The sequence below is a fragment of the Cycloclasticus zancles 78-ME genome, assembly GCF_000442595.1.
GTDB classification, from domain to species: domain Bacteria; phylum Pseudomonadota; class Gammaproteobacteria; order Methylococcales; family Cycloclasticaceae; genus Cycloclasticus; species Cycloclasticus pugetii.
In genome coordinates this window covers 703,207-724,060 of record NC_021917.1, presented here as the reverse complement: position 1 = coordinate 724,060, position 20,854 = coordinate 703,207, and the positions used below count along the sequence as shown (strand labels likewise).

Sequence of the window (20,854 nt, the reverse complement as noted above, 5' to 3'; positions counted from 1 at the left end):
ACCACAATCACTTCTTAACAACTAGATACAACTGGAGCCCATAATCGGAATTGAACCGATGGCCTCTTCCTTACCAAGGAAGTGCTCTACCCCTGAGCTATATGGGCTTGACCCATGCCGCAATGGAGCGGGTGATGGGAATCGAACCCACGTGTTCAGCTTGGAAGGCTGACGTTCTACCATTGAACTACACCCGCGGTCATTTCGGCTCTACCAAAAATGGTGGAGGGGGGAGGATTCGAACCTCCGAAGGCTGAGCCGTCAGATTTACAGTCTGATCCCTTTGGCCGCTCGGGAACCCCTCCGAAATTAGCCGACTATTGTCTTTGATTTAATTTTGGCTGTCAACAACCAATATACTTCTTAATAAAAGATTTTAGTCTGTATGTAAACTTTGCATTACCGACTGGATATCACCGGCACAAATACCCGGTATTTTCTCAATTGCACGATCCATTGCAGCCTCAATTAATACATTATCCGCTTTACTGGGCGCCTTTAATACATAATTTACAACTTTATTGCGATCACCTGGGTGCCCCACCCCAAGTCTAAGCCTATAAAACTCTTTGGATGATAAATGCGCGATTATATCTCGAAGACCATTATGCCCGCCATGACCCCCTCCTTTCTTCAATCGCACTATGCCAGGCTCCAAGTCCAACTCATCATGCACAATCATGACATTTTCTGGCTGGACAGAATAATACTTTGCATAGGCCGATACTGACAAGCCACTTTTATTCATAAATGTTTGCGGCTTGATTAACCTAACCATGCTGTTACCAATTACGCACTTTGACACATCGGCTTTAAATTTAGCGTCATAATTAAAGCGCACACCTTCTCTTTGAGCCAAAGCATCTAACAATAAAAACCCGACATTATGTCGGGTTTTTTTATACTCATCGCCCGGATTGCCCAGACCGACTATTACTGAAATCATTTATTACTCGCCAGAACCCTCTTCGGACTCACCTTCAGCTGATTCAGCACCTTCAACATCTTCGTCTACTTCTGCTGCTCTGTTGGCTTGAATTGCAACCACCTGCAGATCGTGGTCTTCACCTTGCAACAAGGCAACCATTTCTAGACCATCGGCCAACTTAATGTCGGACAAGTGCAAACTATCACCAATTTCTAGAGCCGATACATCCACTTCTATAAACTCAGGCAAATTATTAGGTAAACATTGGATCTCAACATCCACTAGGCTATGCGTTACCACACCACCCTGTTTAGCGCCCGGAGCCTCTTCTTCACCAATAAAGTGAATAGGCACATGAACTTTTAATTTTTCCTTCATGCTGACACGCATAAAATCCGCATGCATTAAAATATTTTTCGCAGGATGACGCTGTAACGCTTTAATAATAACGCTTTCTTTCTTTCCGTCCACATCAATAGATAAAATATGCGAGAAAAAGGCTTCATTTTCCGTGCTATGCATTAATTGATTATGGCCCAAAGTTATCGAAACAGGTTCTTCACCCGCCCCATAAATTACAGCTGGAACCATTTCTTGTTTGCGTAAACGACGCGTTGCACCTTTACCTAAGTCATTACGAATCGATGCCGCCAATTCAAAGCTGATACTCATCTAACTTTCTCCAAAAATAATATTTAATTTGCGCTAAACAGCGTATTTTGCCACATTTTTTAATCTACGTATAGCGAACTTACTGAATCGCCTTCTACCATTCGACGAATTGTTTCTGCCAGCATCTCAGCAATACTCAATTGTCTTATTTTTTCACAACCCAATGCTGTTTCACTTAAAGGAATTGTATCTGTAACAACCAATTCATCAAGCACTGAACCTGATATATTTTCTATTGCCTTTCCTGATAACACAGGGTGCGTACAATACGCCTTTACACTTATTGCGCCATTATCTTTTAGCGCCTTTGCAGCCAAACACAAAGTACCCGCTGTATCCACCAAATCATCAACAATAACGCATTCTCTGCCGCTTACATCGCCAATAATATTCATCACTTGCGAAACATTAGCCTTTGGGCGACGCTTATCTATTATTGCCAAATCTGCATCGTCTAAGCGTTTTGCAATAGCCCTTGCCCTTACTACACCGCCGACATCAGGCGACACAATCATTAGGTCTTTTGTTTTTCTCTTCCATATATCGCTCAACAAAAGAGGTGACGCATAAACGTTATCAACCGGGATATCAAAAAAACCTTGGATCTGATCGGCATGCAAATCAACTGTTAGTACATGATCTGCACCGGCAGTATCAATCATTTTTGCTATTAATTTAGACGTTATAGGCACCCGCGCTGAACGTGGGCGGCGATCCTGTCTAGCATAGCCATAATATGGAATAACCGCAGTGATACGATTTGCGCAAGCTCTTTTCAGCGCATCAATCATCACCAATAACTCCATCACATGGTTGTTTGTTGGTGCGCATGTTGGCTGTATGATGAACACATCTTTACCACGAACATTTTCGCCAATTTCAACCATTACTTCGCCATCGCTGAATATCTCAACGCTGGCACGGCCAAGCCTCATATTAAGATGACGAACGATATCTTTAGCTAACGATATATTTGCGTTACCAGTAAACACCATGATGCCATTATCTAGCACTATGAACTCCCACTAAAGTATTGAATGATATAAGTATAAAGAATGGCTGGGGCGCCAGGATTCGAACCTGGGATGCGGAGATCAAAACCCCGTGCCTTAACCACTTGGCCACGCCCCAAACTTTATGGCTGCAGATTATACCTGATTTAACCGATTAAAAAACTGTTTAAGCGACTTCTGTAAAGGTGATTCGCTTACGCCCTTTACTACCCACTTATTCCAGCCATCAGGTAACCTTTCTGACAGCAGCACCGCCTCTTGCCGAGTATCGCATTTAGCAAACATACTCGAGCCAGTGCCTGTTAAATAAACCTTAGAGAATTCAGAAAATTGCAGATAAACAGCATCCAACTCTTGACTTATTTCTCTAACAACCGGCAAGCAACTATTATCTTCTTGCCCGTCTAAAAAGTCGCGTATTGTGATGGCTGAATTATCCCGTGTCAAACTGTTATGTGAAAAAACTTCTTTTGTTGAGCAATGATAAGGAGGATTTACCACAACAAACCACTTTTCAGGCAAGTCAATCACTGTCATTTTTTCACCAATACCTTCCGCCCATGCTGACAAGCCCCTAACAAAAACAGGCACATCCGCCCCCAGTTTAAGGCCCAACATTTCCAACTCTTCAACTGAATAACCGAGCCCCCAAACTGCATTAAGCACAATCAACGTAGTGGCCGCATCAGAGCTACCTCCTCCTAAACCGGCACCCATTGGTAATATTTTCTTAAGTATTATCTTTGCACCTAAACTTGCATTTGCTTGCTGCTTTAGTAAATTAGCCGCTTGAACAACCAAATTAGTATTTGTTGCAAGACTGACCGAATTGCAACTTAATGTGATCTCACCATCCTCTGTAGGCACGACGTTTAACCAGTCAGAAATACCTATTAACTGGAAAACTGTTTGCAACTCATGGTATCCATCAGGTCTTTGTCCAACAATATTTAGCATTAAATTTAACTTTGCCGGTGCTGGCCACCAATGCTCTTCCCACTCTGTCACCGCTATTTTTCCATCCACCATTTATCTACAACCAATTTAATTTTTAAGTCTTCTTTTATAAGCGTCACCCTAGCGGGCAATACAACTTCCCCATAAGTCTGAAACCGTTCTAATTGCACATTCCAGCCACCCTGCTCAAACAACACGGTATCATCGAGATATTCCCTGCTTGATGGTCCTTGAAACTCGGGGGATAACACACCTCTCACCCAATATTTCATATGCTTTAAAGGTGCTGAATATCCCAATAATGAAGCCAACTCCTCCTCCGAAACATGCTGTAAAACACCCTCTTCATCGGTCAGTAAAATACCTTGCTTTGAATACAATATTTTTGCAACCACGCCCCCTAATGAGGTGCTTAAGGTCAGGTCATCTATACCCTTTCGATGATTCCACTCTAGCGTTGTAAACCAAGACTGCCGCATATTTCGAACAGATAAACGACCCAGCAAACGCCACTCATTAATAGCTAAAACCTTCTCTGCGTTGTGTAAGGTCGGTAAAGAACTTTCCTCAGTTTTTATAATGCTTGTAGAGGCACAGGCCATCAATTGCGAAACTAACAGAAGACAAACAAGACAACGGGTCATTTTAGTTTCTGCAATACTTCAAGTAGGTAACGGTTATCTTTATCCCGTTTTAGTGCTTCCTCCCAGATGGTACGCGCTTCTTTTTGACGCCCTAGCATCCAAAGAGTCTGACCAAGGTGAGCAGCTATTTCACCTTCAGGTGTTTGACTGTATGCTCTTTTTAACAAAACCAGTGCGCTTTCGTAATGACCTTCACGATAATCCAACCACCCCATACTATCTAAAATAGCGGGGTCATCTGGCTTTAATGAAAGCGCCTGCGTTAGGTAACCCCTCGCTTCTTTAAAGCGAAAGGTTTTACTCGCCAATGCGTAACCCAATGCATTTAAGGCATTAACATCCTTAGGCTCTTTTTCTAATACAAACAATAAGTCTTTCTCTGCAACGGACAATTTATCTAGCTCCGTGGCTGCGATTGAGCGCGCATATCTGAGCGATAAGTTATCCACATTTTCACTAATTGCCGACGATAATAAGTCATAAGCCAGCTGATAATTCTGAACATCCACCAAAAGCTCCGCCTCTAACAGGTAAAACCGTGCTGTATTTTTTGGGTATTCATTGCGCAACTGTTGCAAAACACTCCTGGCGCCTTGCAAATCTCCCATTTCTGACTTAATCATCGCGATTGAGACCCAAGAATCTACATGGTGAACACCATTATCCACCTTCTCAAACCACAACAAAGCATCTTGGTACTGTTTCTGATAATAATATATTCGCCCTAAATAAAAGGCTGACTTCGAAGCAAACACCTCTTCGTTATATAAATTTTCAAATACTTTCGCCGCTTCTATAGGGTTATCCAACTTTAAATAAACAAGGCCCAATGCAAAACTTGCCTCTGGATAGCTTTCCCCATCAGACAACAACTTTAAAAACTGCTCTTTTGCCTCTTCGTACTGTTCATTCTTGGCTAACAACTGACCATAACCCATCAGCAAAGGTTTCGCTTTAAGGTTCTCGACAGCGTTTTTTAAAACCTCTAACGCACGCTCTGTCTCACCTTTTTGCTCCAACACTAGGGCAAGCTGAGCAAACCCCACAGGCCAGGTCGAATCCAACTCAGTAACCTTCACCGCATCCTTTTCGGCTTGAAGCAGTTGCCCTAAATGAGACATCATTTGCGAGCGAGCAAGATAAGCTCCAGCCTCTTCAGGATAATAACTCACCAACTCATCGATCAGATGACCAGCCAAGTCTTTAGACGCATGACGGGAAACAATGTCGCCAATGGCCAGCAAGGTATTTCGTTGAGGCATATCGCTTTCTTTAAGGATTGAAGTAATCAAATCCAAACTCTTCTCTGCCTCACCCGCACGCAAGTAAACTGTTAGAGCAAGCCGTTGCGATTGAAGCGATAGCTCTCCTTTTGCCACCAATATATCAACGGCTAACTTAGCTCCAACGATATCATTACTATACAACGCTATTTGTGCAGCCCTAAGCGCTACCTGTGGATCATTCGAGCGCTTAGCCGCATCAACATAGAATGCAGAAGCCATTTTGACATCCCCACGTTGACCTGCCACCTCGCCACCTAACAAACTATACAATAAAGCAGCATCTAGCTGGCTCGGTTGTACCTGCTTCGTTTTAACCTCAGGCGTTTCTTGCACAAGATTCGATATTGCTTTGCTTGGCTCTACCACTTCAACAGCATCGTTTTTACCTACGTGTGTACAACCTATAGATAAAACAACAAAAACCATCATCACGAACTTTAGAATCATATTTTTCTCACCCACACCCTAATCAACATCAGCCGCCTATAAAACTAACACCTCATTCTCTTTTTACAAGGCAAATCGAAAACTACCTGTTTAAACATATAGAACATTCATAGGGCTAAAACGCTTATAATAACCCAATTAACCTAAAGTAAAACTACCAAAAGCGCATGCTGCTTACGCTCGGACTCAATCACAACACAGCACCTATCGAGATTCGAGAGAAACTCGCTTTCTCTCCTGAGCGCCTCGGTCAATCGCTTCAGTCATTAGCGCAGCTTTCATCCATTGAAGAAGCCGCTATTTTATCCACCTGTAATCGCACCGAAATATACTGTGATATAGCAACGCAACAAACAGATGAACTGATCGCTTGGCTTGCCAGCTACCATCGCCTAGATGAAAGTAGTATTAGAGACTATCTATACAGCCACATTGGCCCCCAATCAATAAAGCACATGTCACGAGTCGCCTGTGGGCTTGACTCCTTAGTGCTTGGCGAACCACAGATTCTTGGCCAAATGAAAACGGCTTATCAACATGCCTCTGAGGCCGGCACCCTAGGAAAGTATCTTGGTCGCTTATTCCAGCACACCTTCCAAGTCGCGAAGAAGGTGCGTACCGATACAGCCATTGGCTCTAGCCCGGTATCGGTTGCTTTTGCTGGCGTAAAATTAGCACAACAAATATTTGGTCAATTACAAGATCAAACCGCCTTACTTATTGGTGCCGGGGAAACTATCGAACTATCAGCCCAACACCTAAAAGAGCAAGGCATTGGTCGATTAATTGTTGCTAATAGAACCCTTGAAAAAGCACACGCCATTGCTTCTCAAGGTAATGGATACGCCATTGAAATTAAAGATATCCCTGAGCATCTCGCCGAAGCAGACATTATCATTTCATCAACGGCTAGCTCGCTACCCATCCTTGGCAAAGGGAGTGTTGAAACCGCCATTTCAAAACGTAAACACAAACCCATGTTTATGATGGATTTGGCAGTACCACACGATATAGAAAAAGAAGTTGGTTCATTAAGCGACGTCTATCTTTACTGCGTAGATGACCTAAAAAATATAGTTGATGATGGACTTCAATCACGTCGCGAAGCGGCCGAACAAGCTGAAGATATAATCGACATTCAAATCTCGCACTTTCAAACATGGCTACGTGCGCAAGATGCTTCAAAAACCATTTACCAGCTTAGAACCCAATCGGACAATATACGTGAGGAACTCCTTCAAAAGGCGATTAGTGCGGTAAAAAACGGCCAGCCCGCTGAACAAGCCCTAGAACGTTTAGCAAACGATCTCACGAAAAAAATATTACACGCACCTAGCAGCACCCTGAAGAAAGCTGCATCCGAAGGTAACAACGAATTACTATTAGCCGCTCAACAACTTTTTAACTTAAATAAATAACGTGAATATAACTATCCTACAAAAGCTAGACACTCTGTCTGAACGTTTCGAAGAAATTGCTGGGCTACTCTCTGAACCCAGCATACAAAGCGATCAAAATAAATTTCGCTCTTTGAGTCAAGAGTATGCCCAATTAGATCCCATTGTTAGCACCTACCAGAACTATCTAGCGACACTAGAAGATAATGAGTCTGCAAAAGCCATGCTGAATGATAGCGACCCGGATATTAAGGCTATGGCAAAAGATGAGTTAAAGGACACTCAAGCAGCCCTTGAAAAACAAGAAAATGAATTGCAAATCCTTTTGTTACCTAAAGACCCTAACGATGGAAAGAATGCTTTTCTTGAAGTTCGTGCGGGAACAGGTGGTGATGAAGCAGCTATTTTTTCAGGCGATCTTTACCGTATGTACCTACGATTTGCTGAGAAAAAAGGCTGGAAGTTTGAAATCATGAGTGAAAACCAAGGCGACCACGGCGGATACAAAGAAATTATCGCTCGAATAGAAGGTCACGACGTGTATTCACAACTGAAATTTGAATCCGGTGCTCACCGTGTTCAACGTGTCCCAGAAACCGAATCTCAAGGCCGCGTTCACACCTCTGCATGCACGGTAGCTATCATGCCTGAAGCCGATGAAAAAGATGATATTGAAATCAACGCTGGCGACTTGCGTGTCGACACTTTTAGAGCATCAGGATCTGGAGGCCAACATGTTAACAAAACAGACTCTGCGATACGTCTTACTCATCTTCCCACCGGCACAGTTGTAGAGTGTCAAGACGAACGCTCACAACATAAAAATAGGGCTCGCGCGATGTCCTTATTAAAAGCCAGAATCATGACCGCTGAACAAGAAAAAGCTGATGCTGAACAAGCTGAGTCTCGTCGTTCGCAAGTTGGTAGCGGCGACCGCTCTGAACGCATTCGAACCTATAACTACCCACAAGGCAGAGTTACCGACCACCGCATCAACTTAACACTGTATAAACTAGATGAGATCATGCAAGGCGCACTAGATCAGGTGATCGACCCATTAATTCAAGAACACCAAGCAGAACAACTAACACAGTTAAGCGCAGAAGAATAAACCCTCGTTTTGAAGCCCCCCTTGACAATAAAAGAGGCTCTTACAGAAGCTGCAAAAACACTGGTTAGCAGTGACAGCTGCGTGCTTGATAGCGAAGTATTACTAGCCTTCGTACTGAATAAAAACCGTAGCTATTTTAGAGCTTGGCCTGACGAGCTTCTAACTACCGAGAAGCTGGACAGGTTTCAGCAACTTGTTGAACAGCGACAAAAAGGGCAGCCGATCGCTTACTTAGTTGGCGAACGAGAGTTTTGGTCACGACGATTTATCGTTTCAAAAGACGTCTTAATTCCTCGACCCGACACCGAGCTACTCATAGAAATTACCCACGAAACGTTCGCTACCGACCAACATTTCTCAGTATTAGATTTAGGGACTGGTAGCGGCGCCATCGCTATCACCTTGGCATTAGAGTTTCCAAACGCCTCGGTGACAGCCCTTGATAACAGCCAAAAAGCCTTAGCGATTGCTGAAAAAAATGCCCTGCAACATAAGGTCCACAATATTCAGTTTTTGCGTAGCGATTGGTTTGAAACAGTGCCCAATACGAGGTTTGATTTAATAATAAGTAACCCACCTTATATTTGCCCAAATGACCCTCACCTTTTAGAAGGCGACCTTCGTTTTGAACCCTCTTCGGCATTGATTGCTCAACACGAAGGCCTACAGGATCTTGAGCATATTACCTCGCAAGCAAAGTCTTTCCTTAAACACAACGGACTTATCTTGTTTGAGCATGGCTTTCAGCAAGGCACTTTGGTCAAAAACTTGTTAGAATTGTACGGATTTAAATCAACCCAACATTTCCAAGATATTCAAGGGCACGTTCGGGCAACATTAGGCACAAAACCATAAACATTAGGGTTAAAAATGCACGAAAAAGAAATTGTCTTACCTAGAAAACTCGTTAATGAATTACTTCATAACGCACAATTATCAGAAGACCTCGAGGTCTGTGGTTTTATCAGTAAAAACAAAACGGGTCAGTACACCTGCCATCCTGTTCAAAATATAGCTGAAACACCTAGCAAGCGTTTTCTAATGGCGCCTGAAGAACAAATCAGCGTAATGAAAGAAATCCGCGATAAGGGTGAAGAGGTTTTTGCTATCTACCACTCGCACCCCACCGCACCCGCTAGGCCTTCAATAAGCGATACTGAAATGCCTTCACACCCCGAAGCCTATTATTTAATTATTTCGCTAAACACCAAAGGTGTCTTAGAGATGCGCTGTTTCAAATTATTACACGATGAAAATATTGTTGAGATAACCCTAAGAATGGTTGAGGAATAACAACCAGACCGGGGCATCCCTTATTGGCTATTTACTTAACGCTATCGTTGCCAAAAACATTGCTCGTTTTAGTTTTCTTTTGGGCTCATCTGCATAGTCGCTCAATATATATGCTTCTCTGTAGGCTGAAACAGCTTCATCATATCTTTTCAAATACATGTTTCCATCGCCGACTAACAACCAGCCTTTAACCGTTGGTTCATCTTTTAGTTTTTCAGATATACGCGCAACCTGCTGCTCAACTTCCGCTTCCTCTGCTGACAAAGTCTTAGTCGCCAGCCCTTCTTGAGTGGGTTCCACGCCATTTTTAGTCGCGTGGCCACAGGCAGCCAACCATAACGCGATAACAAAAACACTCAACACCTTCAATATACTCATAACATCCTCGCTATTTATTCTAATAATTAACGTAACACTTTAAGAGAAACTACCCTTTTAGTTTACTTTCCAGCAATTTATTTAATTCTTGTGGATTCGCCTTACCCTGGGTTTGCTTCATCAACTGACCAACAAAGAAGCCTATCATTTTTGTTTTACCGGCTCTATATTGCTCAACTTGCTGAGCGTTATCAGCCATTAGCTGATCAATCATGTTTTCTAAGGCACCTGTGTCAGAAATTTGTTTCAAACCTTCTCGCTCAATCACGTCGTCTGCAACATCCTGACTATTCCACATAAACTCAAGGACTTGCTTAGCGATTTTTCCAGAAATTGTCTTATCTGCAATGCGTCTAACCAAGCCTCCTAATCGTTCAGCACTCAAGGGACTTTGCTGGATATCTAAATTATTGTTATTCAAGTTTGCGCTCAATTCGCCCATCACCCAATTAGCAACAAGCTTCGCCTCTCCATCTGAAAAGTTAACAGCATCTTCGTAGTAATCTGCCATCGCCCGTTGTGTTGTTAATACGTCGGCATCATACTCACTTAAACCATACTGCTGTTGGAAACGTTGTTTTTTAGCCGCAGGTAATTCTGGCAAGTCATTACGCACTTCATCCAACAACTCTGCTGTGATTTCGACTGGTAATAAATCAGGGCACGGGAAGTATCGATAGTCGTTCGCTTCTTCCTTAGAACGCATAGAGCGTGTCTCATCTTTATTAGCATCATACAAACGAGTCTCTTGAACCACTTGTCCGCCTGTTTCGATCACATCAATTTGGCGCTCAACCTCATGTGCAATGGCTTTTTCAATAAAACGAAATGAGTTTAAGTTTTTTATCTCTGCACGGGTTCCAAAGGCTTCTTGCCCTACTGGTCTGACTGATACATTAACATCGCAACGAAAAGAACCTTCCTGCATATTGCCATCGCAAATTCCTAAATACTGCACAAGAGTATGTAGTTTTTTAACATACGCTACTGCTTCTGCGGCAGAGCGCATATCCGGCTCAGAAACAATTTCAAGCAACGGTGTACCTGCTCGATTTAAATCTATTCCCGTCATCCCATGATAGTCTTCGTGCAACGATTTACCCGCATCTTCTTCTAAATGAGCCCGCGTAACACCTATTGTTTTTGTTTTACCATCCACCTCTATATCTAACCGCCCTAAACCAACAATCGGCTTATCAAATTGACTTGTTTGATAACCCTTAGGCAAGTCAGGATAAAAATAGTTTTTCCGTGCGAACACTGAATATGGAGCGATATGCGCACCAATGGCCAAACCAAATTTCACCGCAAAACGAACGGCCTGCTCGTTCAACACCGGCAATGTACCCGGTAAACCAAGGTCCACCGCACAAGCCTGCGTATTAGGTTCTGCGCCATAAGCCGTTGAAGCACCCGAGAAAATTTTAGATTGAGTCGCTAACTGAGCATGAATTTCAAGACCTATAACTGTTTCCCACTGCATCCTTATACCTCCTGCTCGTATCCAGCCGGCACCGCAAGATGCCAGTCAGTCAGTTGTTGATATTGGTGCGCCACATTTAACAAGCGAGACTCTTCAAAATAATTTCCTATCAACTGCATACCTACCGGCTTGTTCTCCACAAAACCACACGGCACTGACATTCCAGGCAAGCCTGCTAAATTAACACCAATGGTAAAAATATCTGAAAGATACATTGAAACAGGGTCTCCCTTCTTCTCATCTGATTTAAAGGCAACAGAAGGTGCTGTTGCACTAGCGATCACATCTACTTCTTTAAACGCTTCTACGAAATCTTGTTGAATCAAACGACGAACTTGTTGAGCTTTTTTATAATACGCATCGTAATACCCCGCAGACAAAACATAAGCGCCAATCATAACTCTTCGTTTTACCTCGTCACCAAACCCCTCTCCACGCGAACGCTTATAAAGATCCTCTAAGTCTTTTGGCGATTCGCAGCGATACCCAAATCGAACACCATCAAAACGAGACAAATTAGCAGAACATTCAGCGGGGGCAACCACATAATAAGCAGGCACTGATAGGTTAATATTCGGTAGGCTAATTTCTTTCACATGTGCCCCTGCAGACCGAATGGTATCAACCGCTTCTTCTACTTTTTCTCGAATATCACTATCAAGATCATCGGTAAAAAACTCTTTGGGCAAGCCAACGGTCAAGCCTTTGATCGAGTCACCCAAGCCGCTTAACAAATCATCAACGGGTCTATCAACACTGGTTGAATCCCTCTCATCAAAACCAGACATCGCTTGTAGCATGATCGCTGCATCTTCAGCACTTTTCGCCATCGCACCACCTTGGTCCAAACTAGAGGCGAACGCAATCATGCCGTAACGTGACACACGGCCATAGGTTGGTTTAATACCCGTCACCCCACAAAAAGCTGCTGGCTGACGGATCGATCCACCTGTATCTGTACCACTAGCCAACGGCGCCAAACGTGCCGCTACCGCCGCTGCTGACCCACCCGATGAGCCACCTGGGACCGTTTCCAAATCCCAAGGGTTTTTTACTCCACTATAAAAACTGGTCTCATTTGACGAGCCCATCGCAAACTCATCCATATTGGTTTTACCCAACATCACCGCACCAGCTTGTTCTAATTTACTAACCGCTGTTGCCGAATAAGGGGCAATAAAATTATCCAGCATCTTTGAGCCACAGCTTGTTCGTAAGCCTTGTGTACAAAAGATATCTTTATGTAACAAAGGAATCCCCGTTAACAAGCCGGCATCTCCTGATGCAATTAGTTGATCCGCCTGTTGAGCTGCAAGTAATGCGCCGTCTTCATTTAATGTAATGACGCTATTTAACGCCCCATCGTATCGATTGATACGCTCCAAAAAGTATTGACTAAGCTCAACACTGGATATTTGTTTGTTGTGAAGGTCGCTGGACAGTTCTTTTAATGATTTGTTATACATTGATTACCAATACTGTTTAAAAGGTATATATGCTTATCGCTATAAGCCTTTGTTTAAATAAATATGACACCGCCTCGTTAAAGGGCGACTAATCGATCACTCGCGGCACTAAAAACAAACCGTCTTCAATAGATGGCGCATTGTCCTGCAAAATATCACGTTGATTGCTTTCTGATACCACATCCGCCCGTAAACGTTGAAACTGATCAAGTGGGTGGGCCATAGGTTCAATATCAGTTGTATCAACTTGATTCATTTGCTCAACTAACAGCATTATATTCGACAAGTCTGACGCATATGACTCAAGCTGCTCGTGCTGAATACCGAGCCTCGCCAAGTGTGCGATTTTCAGTACATCTTCTGACTGAATTGGCATAAAATAACCCCCTTGTTTTATTCATACTTTAAAACAGTGCAAATTAACACAATTCGCGCCTTGCCCAAAGAGGTAAAGGGTTGTTAAAGTACAAAATTCTCACCACCTACACTTATAAAATTCATGTTTAAAAAAATACGCGGCATGTTTTCCAACGATTTATCCATCGATTTGGGCACAGCAAACACACTAATCTATGCACTTGGCAAAGGCATTGTGCTTGATGAACCCTCTGTTGTTGCCATTCGAGAAGATAAAGTGCGTGGCGAAAAAAGCTTTGCCGCTGTCGGCAGCGAAGCAAAAGCAATGCTGGGTAGAACACCCGGAAATATCACCGCGATTCGCCCAATGAAGGACGGTGTTATTGCCGACTTTACTATCACTGAAAAAATGCTTCAGTACTTTATCCATAAAGTACATGAAGGTAAATTTCTACGTCCTAGTCCTCGTGTGCTTATTTGCGTACCGTGTGGCTCTACTCAAGTTGAACGAAGAGCCATTCGAGAATCGGCATCAGGTGCTGGTGCACGTGAAGTATATTTAATTGAGGAGCCAATGTCAGCGGCAGTTGGTGCAGGCTTACCGATAGATGAGGCACGCGGCTCCATGGTGTTAGATATTGGTGGCGGCACATCAGAAATCGCCGTTTTATCACTCAATGGTATCGTCTACTCGGAGTCAATTCGCGTTGGTGGTGACCGTTTTGACGAAGCGATTATCAATTACGTTCGACGTAATTACGGCACTATCGTCGGTGAATCGACCGCCGAAAGAATTAAACACACGATTGGCTCAGCTTACCCAGCGAATGAAGTTAAGGAAATGACCGTTACGGGTCGAAACCTAGCAGAGGGCATTCCCCGAAGCTTTACACTTAACAGCAATGAAATTTTAGAGTCATTACAAGAACCTGTTACCGCCATTGTTAGTGCTGTGAAACAAGCTCTCGAGCAAACTCCCCCAGAGCTAAGCGCTGACGTTGCTGAAAATGGCATTGTGCTAACCGGTGGCGGTGCATTACTGTATGGTTTAGATGAGCTTATCCATGAAGAAACAGGCGTACCTGTTCGCACAGCTGACGACCCTCTAACTTGCGTTGCGCGAGGTGGGGGCAAAGTACTAGAGTTGATCAATGAAAAAGGGCCTAATACGTTTGCATTAGAGTAAGAATAAGAGGTTATTCGCCATAAAACCAATTTTCTCAAAAGGTCCTGCTACCAGCACACGCTATATTGCCGCCGCCGTTATTTCTATTTTGCTTTTGCTACTTGCACAGCAAACGAATCAACTCACGCGCCTTAAAGACAGCCTTTCTTTTATCGTTCACCCTGTTCTCATCGTTGTGGACCTGCCTAGCCAGCTCTATGCCTGGCTGACTGAAAGCACAACAGAGTTATCTGAATTAGCTGACGAAAATCAACGCCTAAAAGATGAGTTATTATTTCTTAAAGTCAAACTGCAAAAATTTGAGGCGCTTGAAACAGAAAATACCCGGTTGCATAGCTTATTGGAGTCTTCATTCAAAATTGGAGAACAATTTATTTCAGCGTCTCTTATTAAAGTAAACCAACACCCAAACACAACCAATATTGTGATTGATAAAGGCAGTCGTTTCGACCTTTATAAAGGACAAGCCGCCCTCAACGAAGACGGTGTACTCGGTCAGATTACCAACGTTCACCCGCTCACTTCGTCTATCATCCTGATTACTGACCCCAATCATGCTATACCTGTTGAAATAAACCGAACAGGCTTAAGAACCATTGCCTCTGGTAGCGGACTAAAAAATACATTAACGCTACCATACCTACCCCATAATGCTGACATCAAGATAGGCGATTTATTAACGACATCTGGACTGGGCGGTGTTTTCCCATCTGGTTACCCTGTTGCCACCGTCACCAAACTGGCCCCGCTGCCAGGAGAAGCTTTCATGCATGCCGAGGCTAAAACTGTCGCCAAAATAGACAGCACTCGTGACATTTTATTGGTATGGAGCCAACAACAGCCCATTCCTATTTTATCAGGCGCCCCTGAAGAACCAGAAGTACCCACAGACAATGCACGCTAAATCCTCTGGCGGTACCATCATTGGCTTAACTTTATTTTTTTCCATGGCCCTTAGCATTGCACCTTGGCCTGACCATTTGGCTATATTAATGCCCAGCTGGACGTTGCTAACATTAATCTACTGGAGCATCGCTTTACCGCATAAAGTTAGTATCTTGACTGGTTTTTCAACCGGCCTACTGTTCGATGTTTTAACAGGCAGTTTGCTCGGACAAAATGCGCTAATATTCAGTACCGCTTCTTTTTTTAGCCACTCTCTTTATTCACGCCTAAGAAATTATCCTGTGTGGCAACAATCTACGCTTATTTTAATGTTCTTAGGGTGCATAAAACTACTCTCTTTATGGCTTAACCACTTTATTGTTCACATTGAGTATACTTACCAACATGGGCTTCAAGTTCTTTTTAGCGCGCTGGTATGGCCTGCTATATTTGCTGTCTTACGCCTCATCAGAAGACACTTTAAAGTACAGTAACCTCACATGAACACTCGCTTCGACCTCAAGAGCTCACTCCAGGAAAATCGCCTTTTCCTATTGCGAGCCACCACATTGATCGTTTTTGTTCTTATTTTATTTTTTGCGCTGATTGCCCGTCTTACCTATTTACAAATTGCAACACATGAGAAGTATGTAGACCTCGCTCAAAATAACCGCGTAAAACTATCAGTTATTAGTCCTGTTCGTGGTTTAATTTTCGATACAAAAGGTCGCGTTCTTGCTGAAAACAACCCTACTTATAGTCTTGAATTAGTACCGGAACAAACGCCAGACCTTGCGAACACCCTCGAACGCTTGAGCGCCTTATTACCCATTTCTAAAGATGAACTGGCGTTATTTGAAAAACGTAGAAAACAGCAAAAACGCTTCGCTAGCGTCTCCATTAGAAATCGATTAAACGATCAGGAAGTGGCTATTTTTTCTGCCAACCGTCACTTATTTCCCGGTGTTGACATACAGGCACGTCCATTAAGACACTACCCTTTCCCTGAGCTAACCGCACATGTAGTGGGTTATGTCGGCGCCATTAATGAACAAGAGCTGAAAACTATTGAGCCAGCCAACTACCGAGGGACTCGATTTATTGGAAAAACCGGCATTGAAAGAACTTACGAAACTGAATTACATGGTTATGTTGGATACCAGCAAACCGAAAACACAGCACAAGGCAGATCATTAAAAGTCCTTAGCTACACACCACCATTATCAGGTAGCGATCTAACTTTGAATCTAGATATTGAGCTACAAAAAATCGCTCACGACGCACTCGGTGATTACACCGGAAGTGTTGCCGCAATAGATACTCGTACTGGCGCAGTTCGCGCCTTGGTGAGCAAACCAGGCTTCAATGCTAACTTGTTTGCTAAAGGTATCGATCAAGCCTCATACAGCCAATTACAAAACTCTTCAAAACGCCCTTTATTTAACCGCTTTCTTCGAGGGCAATATCCCCCAGGGTCTACCTTAAAGCCATTTTTAGCGCTCGCCGGCCTCGATTACAAAACCGTTCACCCACATCAAAGAATCTTCTGCCCAGGCTTCTATCAACTACCCAAACAAACACATAAATACCGTGATTGGAAAAAAACTGGGCATGGTATGACCACGCTTCATGACTCAATCGTTCAGTCGTGCGATGTTTATTACTATATATTGGCCCATGAGTTAAAAATTGATCGGATGCATGACTTTCTGCAAAAATTTGGTTTTGGGCAAAAAACAGGCATTGACATTCTGGGCGAAAGATCGGGCTTATTGCCCTCAAGAGAGTGGAAGAAACGCACACGAAATCAGGTCTGGTATCCTGGCGAGACATTGATTGCTGGCATAGGGCAAGGTTTCAATTTAACCACACCCCTTCAGTTAGCCCATGCAACGGCTCTTATTGCTAACAAAGGCTCCACACATATTCCATCACTCGTTGCTAAAATTAATGATAAGCCTCGGCAAACATCAACCACCCTGCCAATTACATTAAATAACCCTCAGCATTGGAATACCATTATTGATGCCATGTATGATGTCGTTAACGGTGCGCGTGGCACTGCTCGAAAAATTAGGGAAGGTGCGCCCTACAAAATAGCTGGCAAAACGGGAACTGCTCAAGTGTTTACCATCAAACAAGATGAAAAATATGATGAGGAAAATGTGCAAGAACACCTCAAAGACCATGCCCTTTTTATCGCTTTTGCACCCGCACGTGAGCCTCAATTAGCCGTTGCTATCGTGGTAGAGAACGGTGGTCATGGTGGCTCGGTTGCTGCGCCTATTGCCCGTTCTATTTTCGATCAATATATACAAGTTACCCCATGAATTGGTCTTTCCAAAAAGCCTCACAAATGAGCCTCTATCATCATCGCAAAGAGAGCCTCTTTCAGCGATTGCATATTGACCTCACCTTGCTCATTCTACTGGCCCTCTTATCGTCTATTGGCATTCTTATTTTGATGAGCGCCGAACACCAAAATATTGGATTATTAAACAGGCAAGCCACTCGATTAGCTGTTGCCTTTTTTGCCATGTTTATCATTGCTCAAGTGCCACCTCATGCGTTAAAAATGTTTGCTCCTTGGTTATTTTTTCTCGGCACGCTCTTATTACTGGGCGTGTTATTTGTTGGTGATATGGGGAAAGGCGCTCAACGTTGGCTAGACCTAGGCTTCTTTCGCTTTCAACCCTCTGAATTACTGAAACTGGCAACCCCCATGATGGTGGCTTGGTACCTAGCAGAACGGCGACTACCTCCCAGTCACAAACATGTCGGTCTCGCCACTGTTTTTATAGCTATCCCTACCGTCTTAATTGCCAAACAACCTGACCTCGGTACCGCTATCTTAATAGCCAGCTCGGGATTAACCGTGCTGTTTCTTGCCGGCATTTCATGGAAGATCATCATCGGCGTCATAGCAACTGGCGCAGGACTCGCCCCTGTTCTATGGAGTTTTATGAAAGACTATCAAAAACAACGGGTTCTTACCTTTTTGAGCCCAGAAGAAGACCCATTAGGGGCTGGTTACCACATTATTCAATCAAAAATCGCCATTGGCTCAGGTGGTATCAATGGCAAAGGCTGGATGCATGGCTCGCAAGCACGCCTAGAGTTTTTACCCGAAAGTTCTACCGATTTTATTTTTGCCGTCTTCTCTGAAGAATTTGGCTTGATGGGTTGTGTCGGCTTATTAACCATTTATTTGATTATTTTCATCCGCTCCATTTACATTGCGATTCAGGCACAAGACACCTTTTCACGACTGCTTGCAGGTAGCTTATCGCTAACATTTTTTATCTATTTATTTGTAAACGTCGGGATGGTCACGGGTATTTTGCCAGTCGTTGGTGTACCCTTACCTCTAGTGAGTTATGGCGGTACATCAATGGTGACATTATTACTTGGATTTGGCATATTAATGTCGATACATACTCATCGAAAATTACTTTCTTCTTAAGGACAAACGATGCGCAACATAAAACTTTTTTCTTTTCGATTAGCATTAACCCTTCTATTAACGCTAGTCTCTATTAGTGCTTGCGCCTCAACATCGTCGTCGCCTAGCAACCCTAGCCTTTATCACGACTTTATTGAAAAAATGGTCGAAGAGCACCAATTTAATCGTGACGAATTAACAACCTTATTAAATAAATCGGTTGTTAAAGAAAGCATCTTAAAAGCCATGTCATCACCGGCGGAGAAACGCCTAGAGTGGCACAGTTACCGTAATATTTTTCTTAAACCTAATCGCATTAATGGCGGTATAAAATTCTGGAAAGAAAACAAAGACCTATTGGATGCCGCCACCGAAAAATATGGCGTACCAGCAGAAATCATTGTCGCCATTATTGGTGTTGAAACACGTTATGGTGGCAACACAGGGTCTTATAAAGTCCTCGATGCCCTAACAACCCTTGGTTTTCATTTTCCAAAACGCGCTAAGTTCTTTCAACGTGAGTTAGAGCATTTCTTATTACTGTGTCGTGAAGAAGGCTTTGACCCTTATGAACCCAAAGGGTCTTATGCTGGAGCCATGGGGAAGTCTCAATTTATTTCAAGCAGCTACCGTGCTTACGCTGTTGATGGTGATGGCGATAACAAGCGGGACTTGTGGAATAGCCAGGCTGATATCATTAACAGCGTGGCCAATTACTTTTCAAGACATGGTTGGAAAAACACAGACCTAGTCACACAACAAACTAACGTTACAGGTGATGCTTATAAAACCTTACTCAATCGTTCACTCAAACCAAAGAACACCTTAAAACAACTGGCTGAACATCAGGTGCAAACACCACCTAATCTTGCAGATGACACTATCGTCAGATTATTGGAACTTAAACAAAAAGACCAATCGGAATTTTGGCTAACATTTCATAATTTCTATGTCATCACCCGCTACAACCATAGTCACTTATACGCAATGGCCGTTTATCAACTTGGTCAAGAAATTAAAAAGGGCTTTATAAATAACACATGATCCGCCTTCACTTTTTTTTATTATGCTGCTTGTCTGCTTACTTTTTAATAGGCTGCACAAGCCAACAACCTTTCGTTACCGATAGCGCCCCATCCGTTCACCCTGCCGGTATTGAACTAACCCCAGATGCGATCCCTAAAATAGAAGCTAAGAGCCGTGGAGGCAACCCCAGCTCCTATGAAGTTTTTGGCAAAAAGTATTACGTACAAGCGTCCAGTAAAAACTTTGTTCAACGCGGCCTCGCCTCTTGGTACGGCACTAAATTTCATGGCAATAAAACTTCGAACGGTGAAACCTACGATATGTATGCAATGACTGCCGCGCATAAAACCCTACCTATCCCAACCTATGTCGAAGTCACTAATCTTTCTAATGGCAAAAAAATCATTGTTCGCGTTAATGACCGTGGCCCTTTTCATGATGAACGAATTATAGATTTATCGTATGCCGCTGCCGCTAAACTCGGCACCCTTAAAAACGGCACATCAATGGTAGAAATCAAAGCCCTCGACCCTCACACCTATCTTTCAACCTCTTTAGATGAGCCACCTGCCGCACCAAAAAGCGACCTCACCTTAAGGTATACTGTTCAGCCACCTCAACCCTTTACTGAACAAAAGGGTTTGTTATTTATTCAAGCGGGGGCCTTTAGCTCTGAAGAAAATGCCAATAAACTCAAATATGAATTGACCAATTTACTAAAAACCCCAGTCACCATAGAGTCTGGTGGTAGCACGTCAAAACCATTGTATTTTGTGCGTGTCGGCCCTTATATACGAATGAAAAGTGCCGACTCAACAAGATCAAAACTTTACGAGTTAGGCTATAAGAGCACTTTTTATATCTCTAAATAAGCCAGCTAAAA

The 20,854-nt window shown here is 43.2% G+C and carries 21 protein-coding genes and 4 tRNA genes; 11 read left to right on the top strand and 14 right to left on the bottom strand.

Annotated features, from left to right (window positions below; all coding sequences use genetic code 11):
• Nucleotides 1-32 precede the first annotated feature (32 nt).
• The 10 genes from CYCME_RS03575 to CYCME_RS03530 all read right to left on the bottom strand — a co-directional run bounded on the left by CYCME_RS03575 (nucleotide 33) and on the right by CYCME_RS03530 (nucleotide 5,947).
• Nucleotides 33-107, bottom strand: a tRNA-Thr gene (locus tag CYCME_RS03575).
• Between the two features lie 16 nt (nucleotides 108-123).
• Nucleotides 124-197: transfer RNA gene (locus CYCME_RS03570), tRNA-Gly, on the bottom strand.
• Between the two features lie 23 nt (nucleotides 198-220).
• Nucleotides 221-305, bottom strand: a tRNA-Tyr gene (locus CYCME_RS03565).
• 71 nt (nucleotides 306-376) lie between these two features.
• On the bottom strand, nucleotides 377-946 hold the full coding sequence (gene pth / locus CYCME_RS03560) for an aminoacyl-tRNA hydrolase (protein ID WP_015006533.1): 570 nt from the start codon (nucleotides 944-946) through the stop codon (nucleotides 377-379).
• 3 nt (nucleotides 947-949) lie between these two features.
• A complete protein-coding gene (locus CYCME_RS03555) occupies nucleotides 950-1,600 on the bottom strand; it encodes a 50S ribosomal protein L25/general stress protein Ctc (protein WP_016390630.1) in 651 nt (216 codons plus the stop codon).
• Between the two features lie 59 nt (nucleotides 1,601-1,659).
• A complete protein-coding gene (locus CYCME_RS03550) occupies nucleotides 1,660-2,595 on the bottom strand; it encodes a ribose-phosphate diphosphokinase (RefSeq protein WP_016390629.1) in 936 nt (311 codons plus the stop codon).
• Between the two features lie 61 nt (nucleotides 2,596-2,656).
• Nucleotides 2,657-2,731, bottom strand: a tRNA-Gln gene (locus CYCME_RS03545).
• Between the two features lie 17 nt (nucleotides 2,732-2,748).
• Entirely contained in the window at nucleotides 2,749-3,642 is an 894-nt protein-coding gene (gene ispE / locus CYCME_RS03540; protein WP_015006536.1) for a 4-(cytidine 5'-diphospho)-2-C-methyl-D-erythritol kinase, read from the bottom strand.
• Entirely contained in the window at nucleotides 3,624-4,214 is a 591-nt protein-coding gene (lolB, locus tag CYCME_RS03535; RefSeq protein WP_041932889.1) for a lipoprotein insertase outer membrane protein LolB, read from the bottom strand. Before lolB ends, ispE begins: the two co-directional genes overlap by 19 nt.
• Entirely contained in the window at nucleotides 4,211-5,947 is a 1,737-nt protein-coding gene (locus CYCME_RS03530; RefSeq protein ID WP_020162523.1) for a tetratricopeptide repeat protein, read from the bottom strand. The genes lolB and CYCME_RS03530 overlap by 4 nt, the downstream gene beginning before the upstream one ends.
• Before the next feature lie 167 nt (nucleotides 5,948-6,114).
• Between CYCME_RS03530 and hemA the strand changes: the two genes are divergently transcribed.
• From hemA to CYCME_RS03510, 4 genes are read left to right on the top strand one after another with little or no spacing between them, the layout of a single operon-like run.
• The gene (gene hemA, locus CYCME_RS03525; RefSeq protein WP_016390626.1) at nucleotides 6,115-7,365 is read left to right on the top strand and encodes a glutamyl-tRNA reductase; all 1,251 of its coding nucleotides are present in this window, start codon (nucleotides 6,115-6,117) and stop codon (nucleotides 7,363-7,365) included.
• A gap of 1 nt (nucleotide 7,366) precedes the next feature.
• Nucleotides 7,367-8,455 (top strand): peptide chain release factor 1, encoded by a 1,089-nt coding sequence (gene prfA, locus CYCME_RS03520; protein WP_016390625.1) that lies wholly within the window; start codon nucleotides 7,367-7,369, stop codon nucleotides 8,453-8,455.
• A 21-nt stretch (nucleotides 8,456-8,476) separates the two neighbouring features.
• The gene (gene prmC / locus CYCME_RS03515; protein WP_020932171.1) at nucleotides 8,477-9,310 is read left to right on the top strand and encodes a peptide chain release factor N(5)-glutamine methyltransferase; all 834 of its coding nucleotides are present in this window, start codon (nucleotides 8,477-8,479) and stop codon (nucleotides 9,308-9,310) included.
• 15 nt (nucleotides 9,311-9,325) lie between these two features.
• Nucleotides 9,326-9,748 (top strand): Mov34/MPN/PAD-1 family protein, encoded by a 423-nt coding sequence (locus CYCME_RS03510; RefSeq protein ID WP_020162525.1) that lies wholly within the window; start codon nucleotides 9,326-9,328, stop codon nucleotides 9,746-9,748.
• A gap of 27 nt (nucleotides 9,749-9,775) precedes the next feature.
• On the opposite strand, the gene CYCME_RS03505 is transcribed toward CYCME_RS03510, so the two are convergent.
• From CYCME_RS03505 to gatC, 4 genes are all read right to left on the bottom strand, one after another.
• On the bottom strand, nucleotides 9,776-10,126 hold the full coding sequence (locus tag CYCME_RS03505; protein WP_016390623.1) for a hypothetical protein: 351 nt from the start codon (nucleotides 10,124-10,126) through the stop codon (nucleotides 9,776-9,778).
• A 49-nt stretch (nucleotides 10,127-10,175) separates the two neighbouring features.
• Entirely contained in the window at nucleotides 10,176-11,609 is a 1,434-nt protein-coding gene (gene gatB, locus CYCME_RS03500) for an Asp-tRNA(Asn)/Glu-tRNA(Gln) amidotransferase subunit GatB (RefSeq protein ID WP_020932170.1), read from the bottom strand.
• Between the two features lie 2 nt (nucleotides 11,610-11,611).
• Nucleotides 11,612-13,075, bottom strand: coding sequence for an Asp-tRNA(Asn)/Glu-tRNA(Gln) amidotransferase subunit GatA (gene gatA / locus CYCME_RS03495; RefSeq protein ID WP_020162528.1), 1,464 nt, complete (start codon nucleotides 13,073-13,075; stop codon nucleotides 11,612-11,614).
• Between the two features lie 88 nt (nucleotides 13,076-13,163).
• On the bottom strand, nucleotides 13,164-13,451 hold the full coding sequence (gatC, locus tag CYCME_RS03490) for an Asp-tRNA(Asn)/Glu-tRNA(Gln) amidotransferase subunit GatC (protein WP_015006546.1): 288 nt from the start codon (nucleotides 13,449-13,451) through the stop codon (nucleotides 13,164-13,166).
• 123 nt (nucleotides 13,452-13,574) lie between these two features.
• Between gatC and CYCME_RS03485 the strand changes: the two genes are divergently transcribed.
• The 7 genes from CYCME_RS03485 (at nucleotide 13,575) to CYCME_RS03455 (ending at nucleotide 20,843) form a co-directional block, all read left to right on the top strand.
• Nucleotides 13,575-14,618 (top strand): rod shape-determining protein, encoded by a 1,044-nt coding sequence (locus tag CYCME_RS03485; RefSeq protein WP_015006547.1) that lies wholly within the window; start codon nucleotides 13,575-13,577, stop codon nucleotides 14,616-14,618.
• An 88-nt stretch (nucleotides 14,619-14,706) separates the two neighbouring features.
• Nucleotides 14,707-15,522, top strand: a complete 816-nt coding sequence (mreC, locus tag CYCME_RS03480; protein ID WP_015006548.1) for a rod shape-determining protein MreC — start codon at nucleotides 14,707-14,709, stop codon at nucleotides 15,520-15,522.
• Entirely contained in the window at nucleotides 15,512-15,997 is a 486-nt protein-coding gene (gene mreD, locus CYCME_RS03475; protein ID WP_015006549.1) for a rod shape-determining protein MreD, read from the top strand. The genes mreC and mreD overlap by 11 nt, the downstream gene beginning before the upstream one ends.
• 6 nt (nucleotides 15,998-16,003) lie before the next feature.
• Nucleotides 16,004-17,833 carry a penicillin-binding protein 2 gene (gene mrdA, locus CYCME_RS03470; protein ID WP_020932168.1) on the top strand — a complete coding sequence of 610 codons (1,830 nt, stop codon included), beginning with the start codon at nucleotides 16,004-16,006 and terminating at the stop codon, nucleotides 17,831-17,833.
• Nucleotides 17,830-18,966: a rod shape-determining protein RodA gene (gene rodA, locus CYCME_RS03465; protein WP_020162530.1), complete on the top strand. Its 1,137-nt coding sequence runs from the start codon at nucleotides 17,830-17,832 to the stop codon at nucleotides 18,964-18,966. The genes mrdA and rodA overlap by 4 nt, the downstream gene beginning before the upstream one ends.
• 9 nt (nucleotides 18,967-18,975) lie before the next feature.
• On the top strand, nucleotides 18,976-19,989 hold the full coding sequence (gene mltB / locus CYCME_RS03460) for a lytic murein transglycosylase B (RefSeq protein ID WP_015006552.1): 1,014 nt from the start codon (nucleotides 18,976-18,978) through the stop codon (nucleotides 19,987-19,989).
• Nucleotides 19,986-20,843: a septal ring lytic transglycosylase RlpA family protein gene (locus CYCME_RS03455; protein WP_020932167.1), complete on the top strand. Its 858-nt coding sequence runs from the start codon at nucleotides 19,986-19,988 to the stop codon at nucleotides 20,841-20,843. Before mltB ends, CYCME_RS03455 begins: the two co-directional genes overlap by 4 nt.
• Nucleotides 20,844-20,854: the final 11 nt, after the last annotated feature.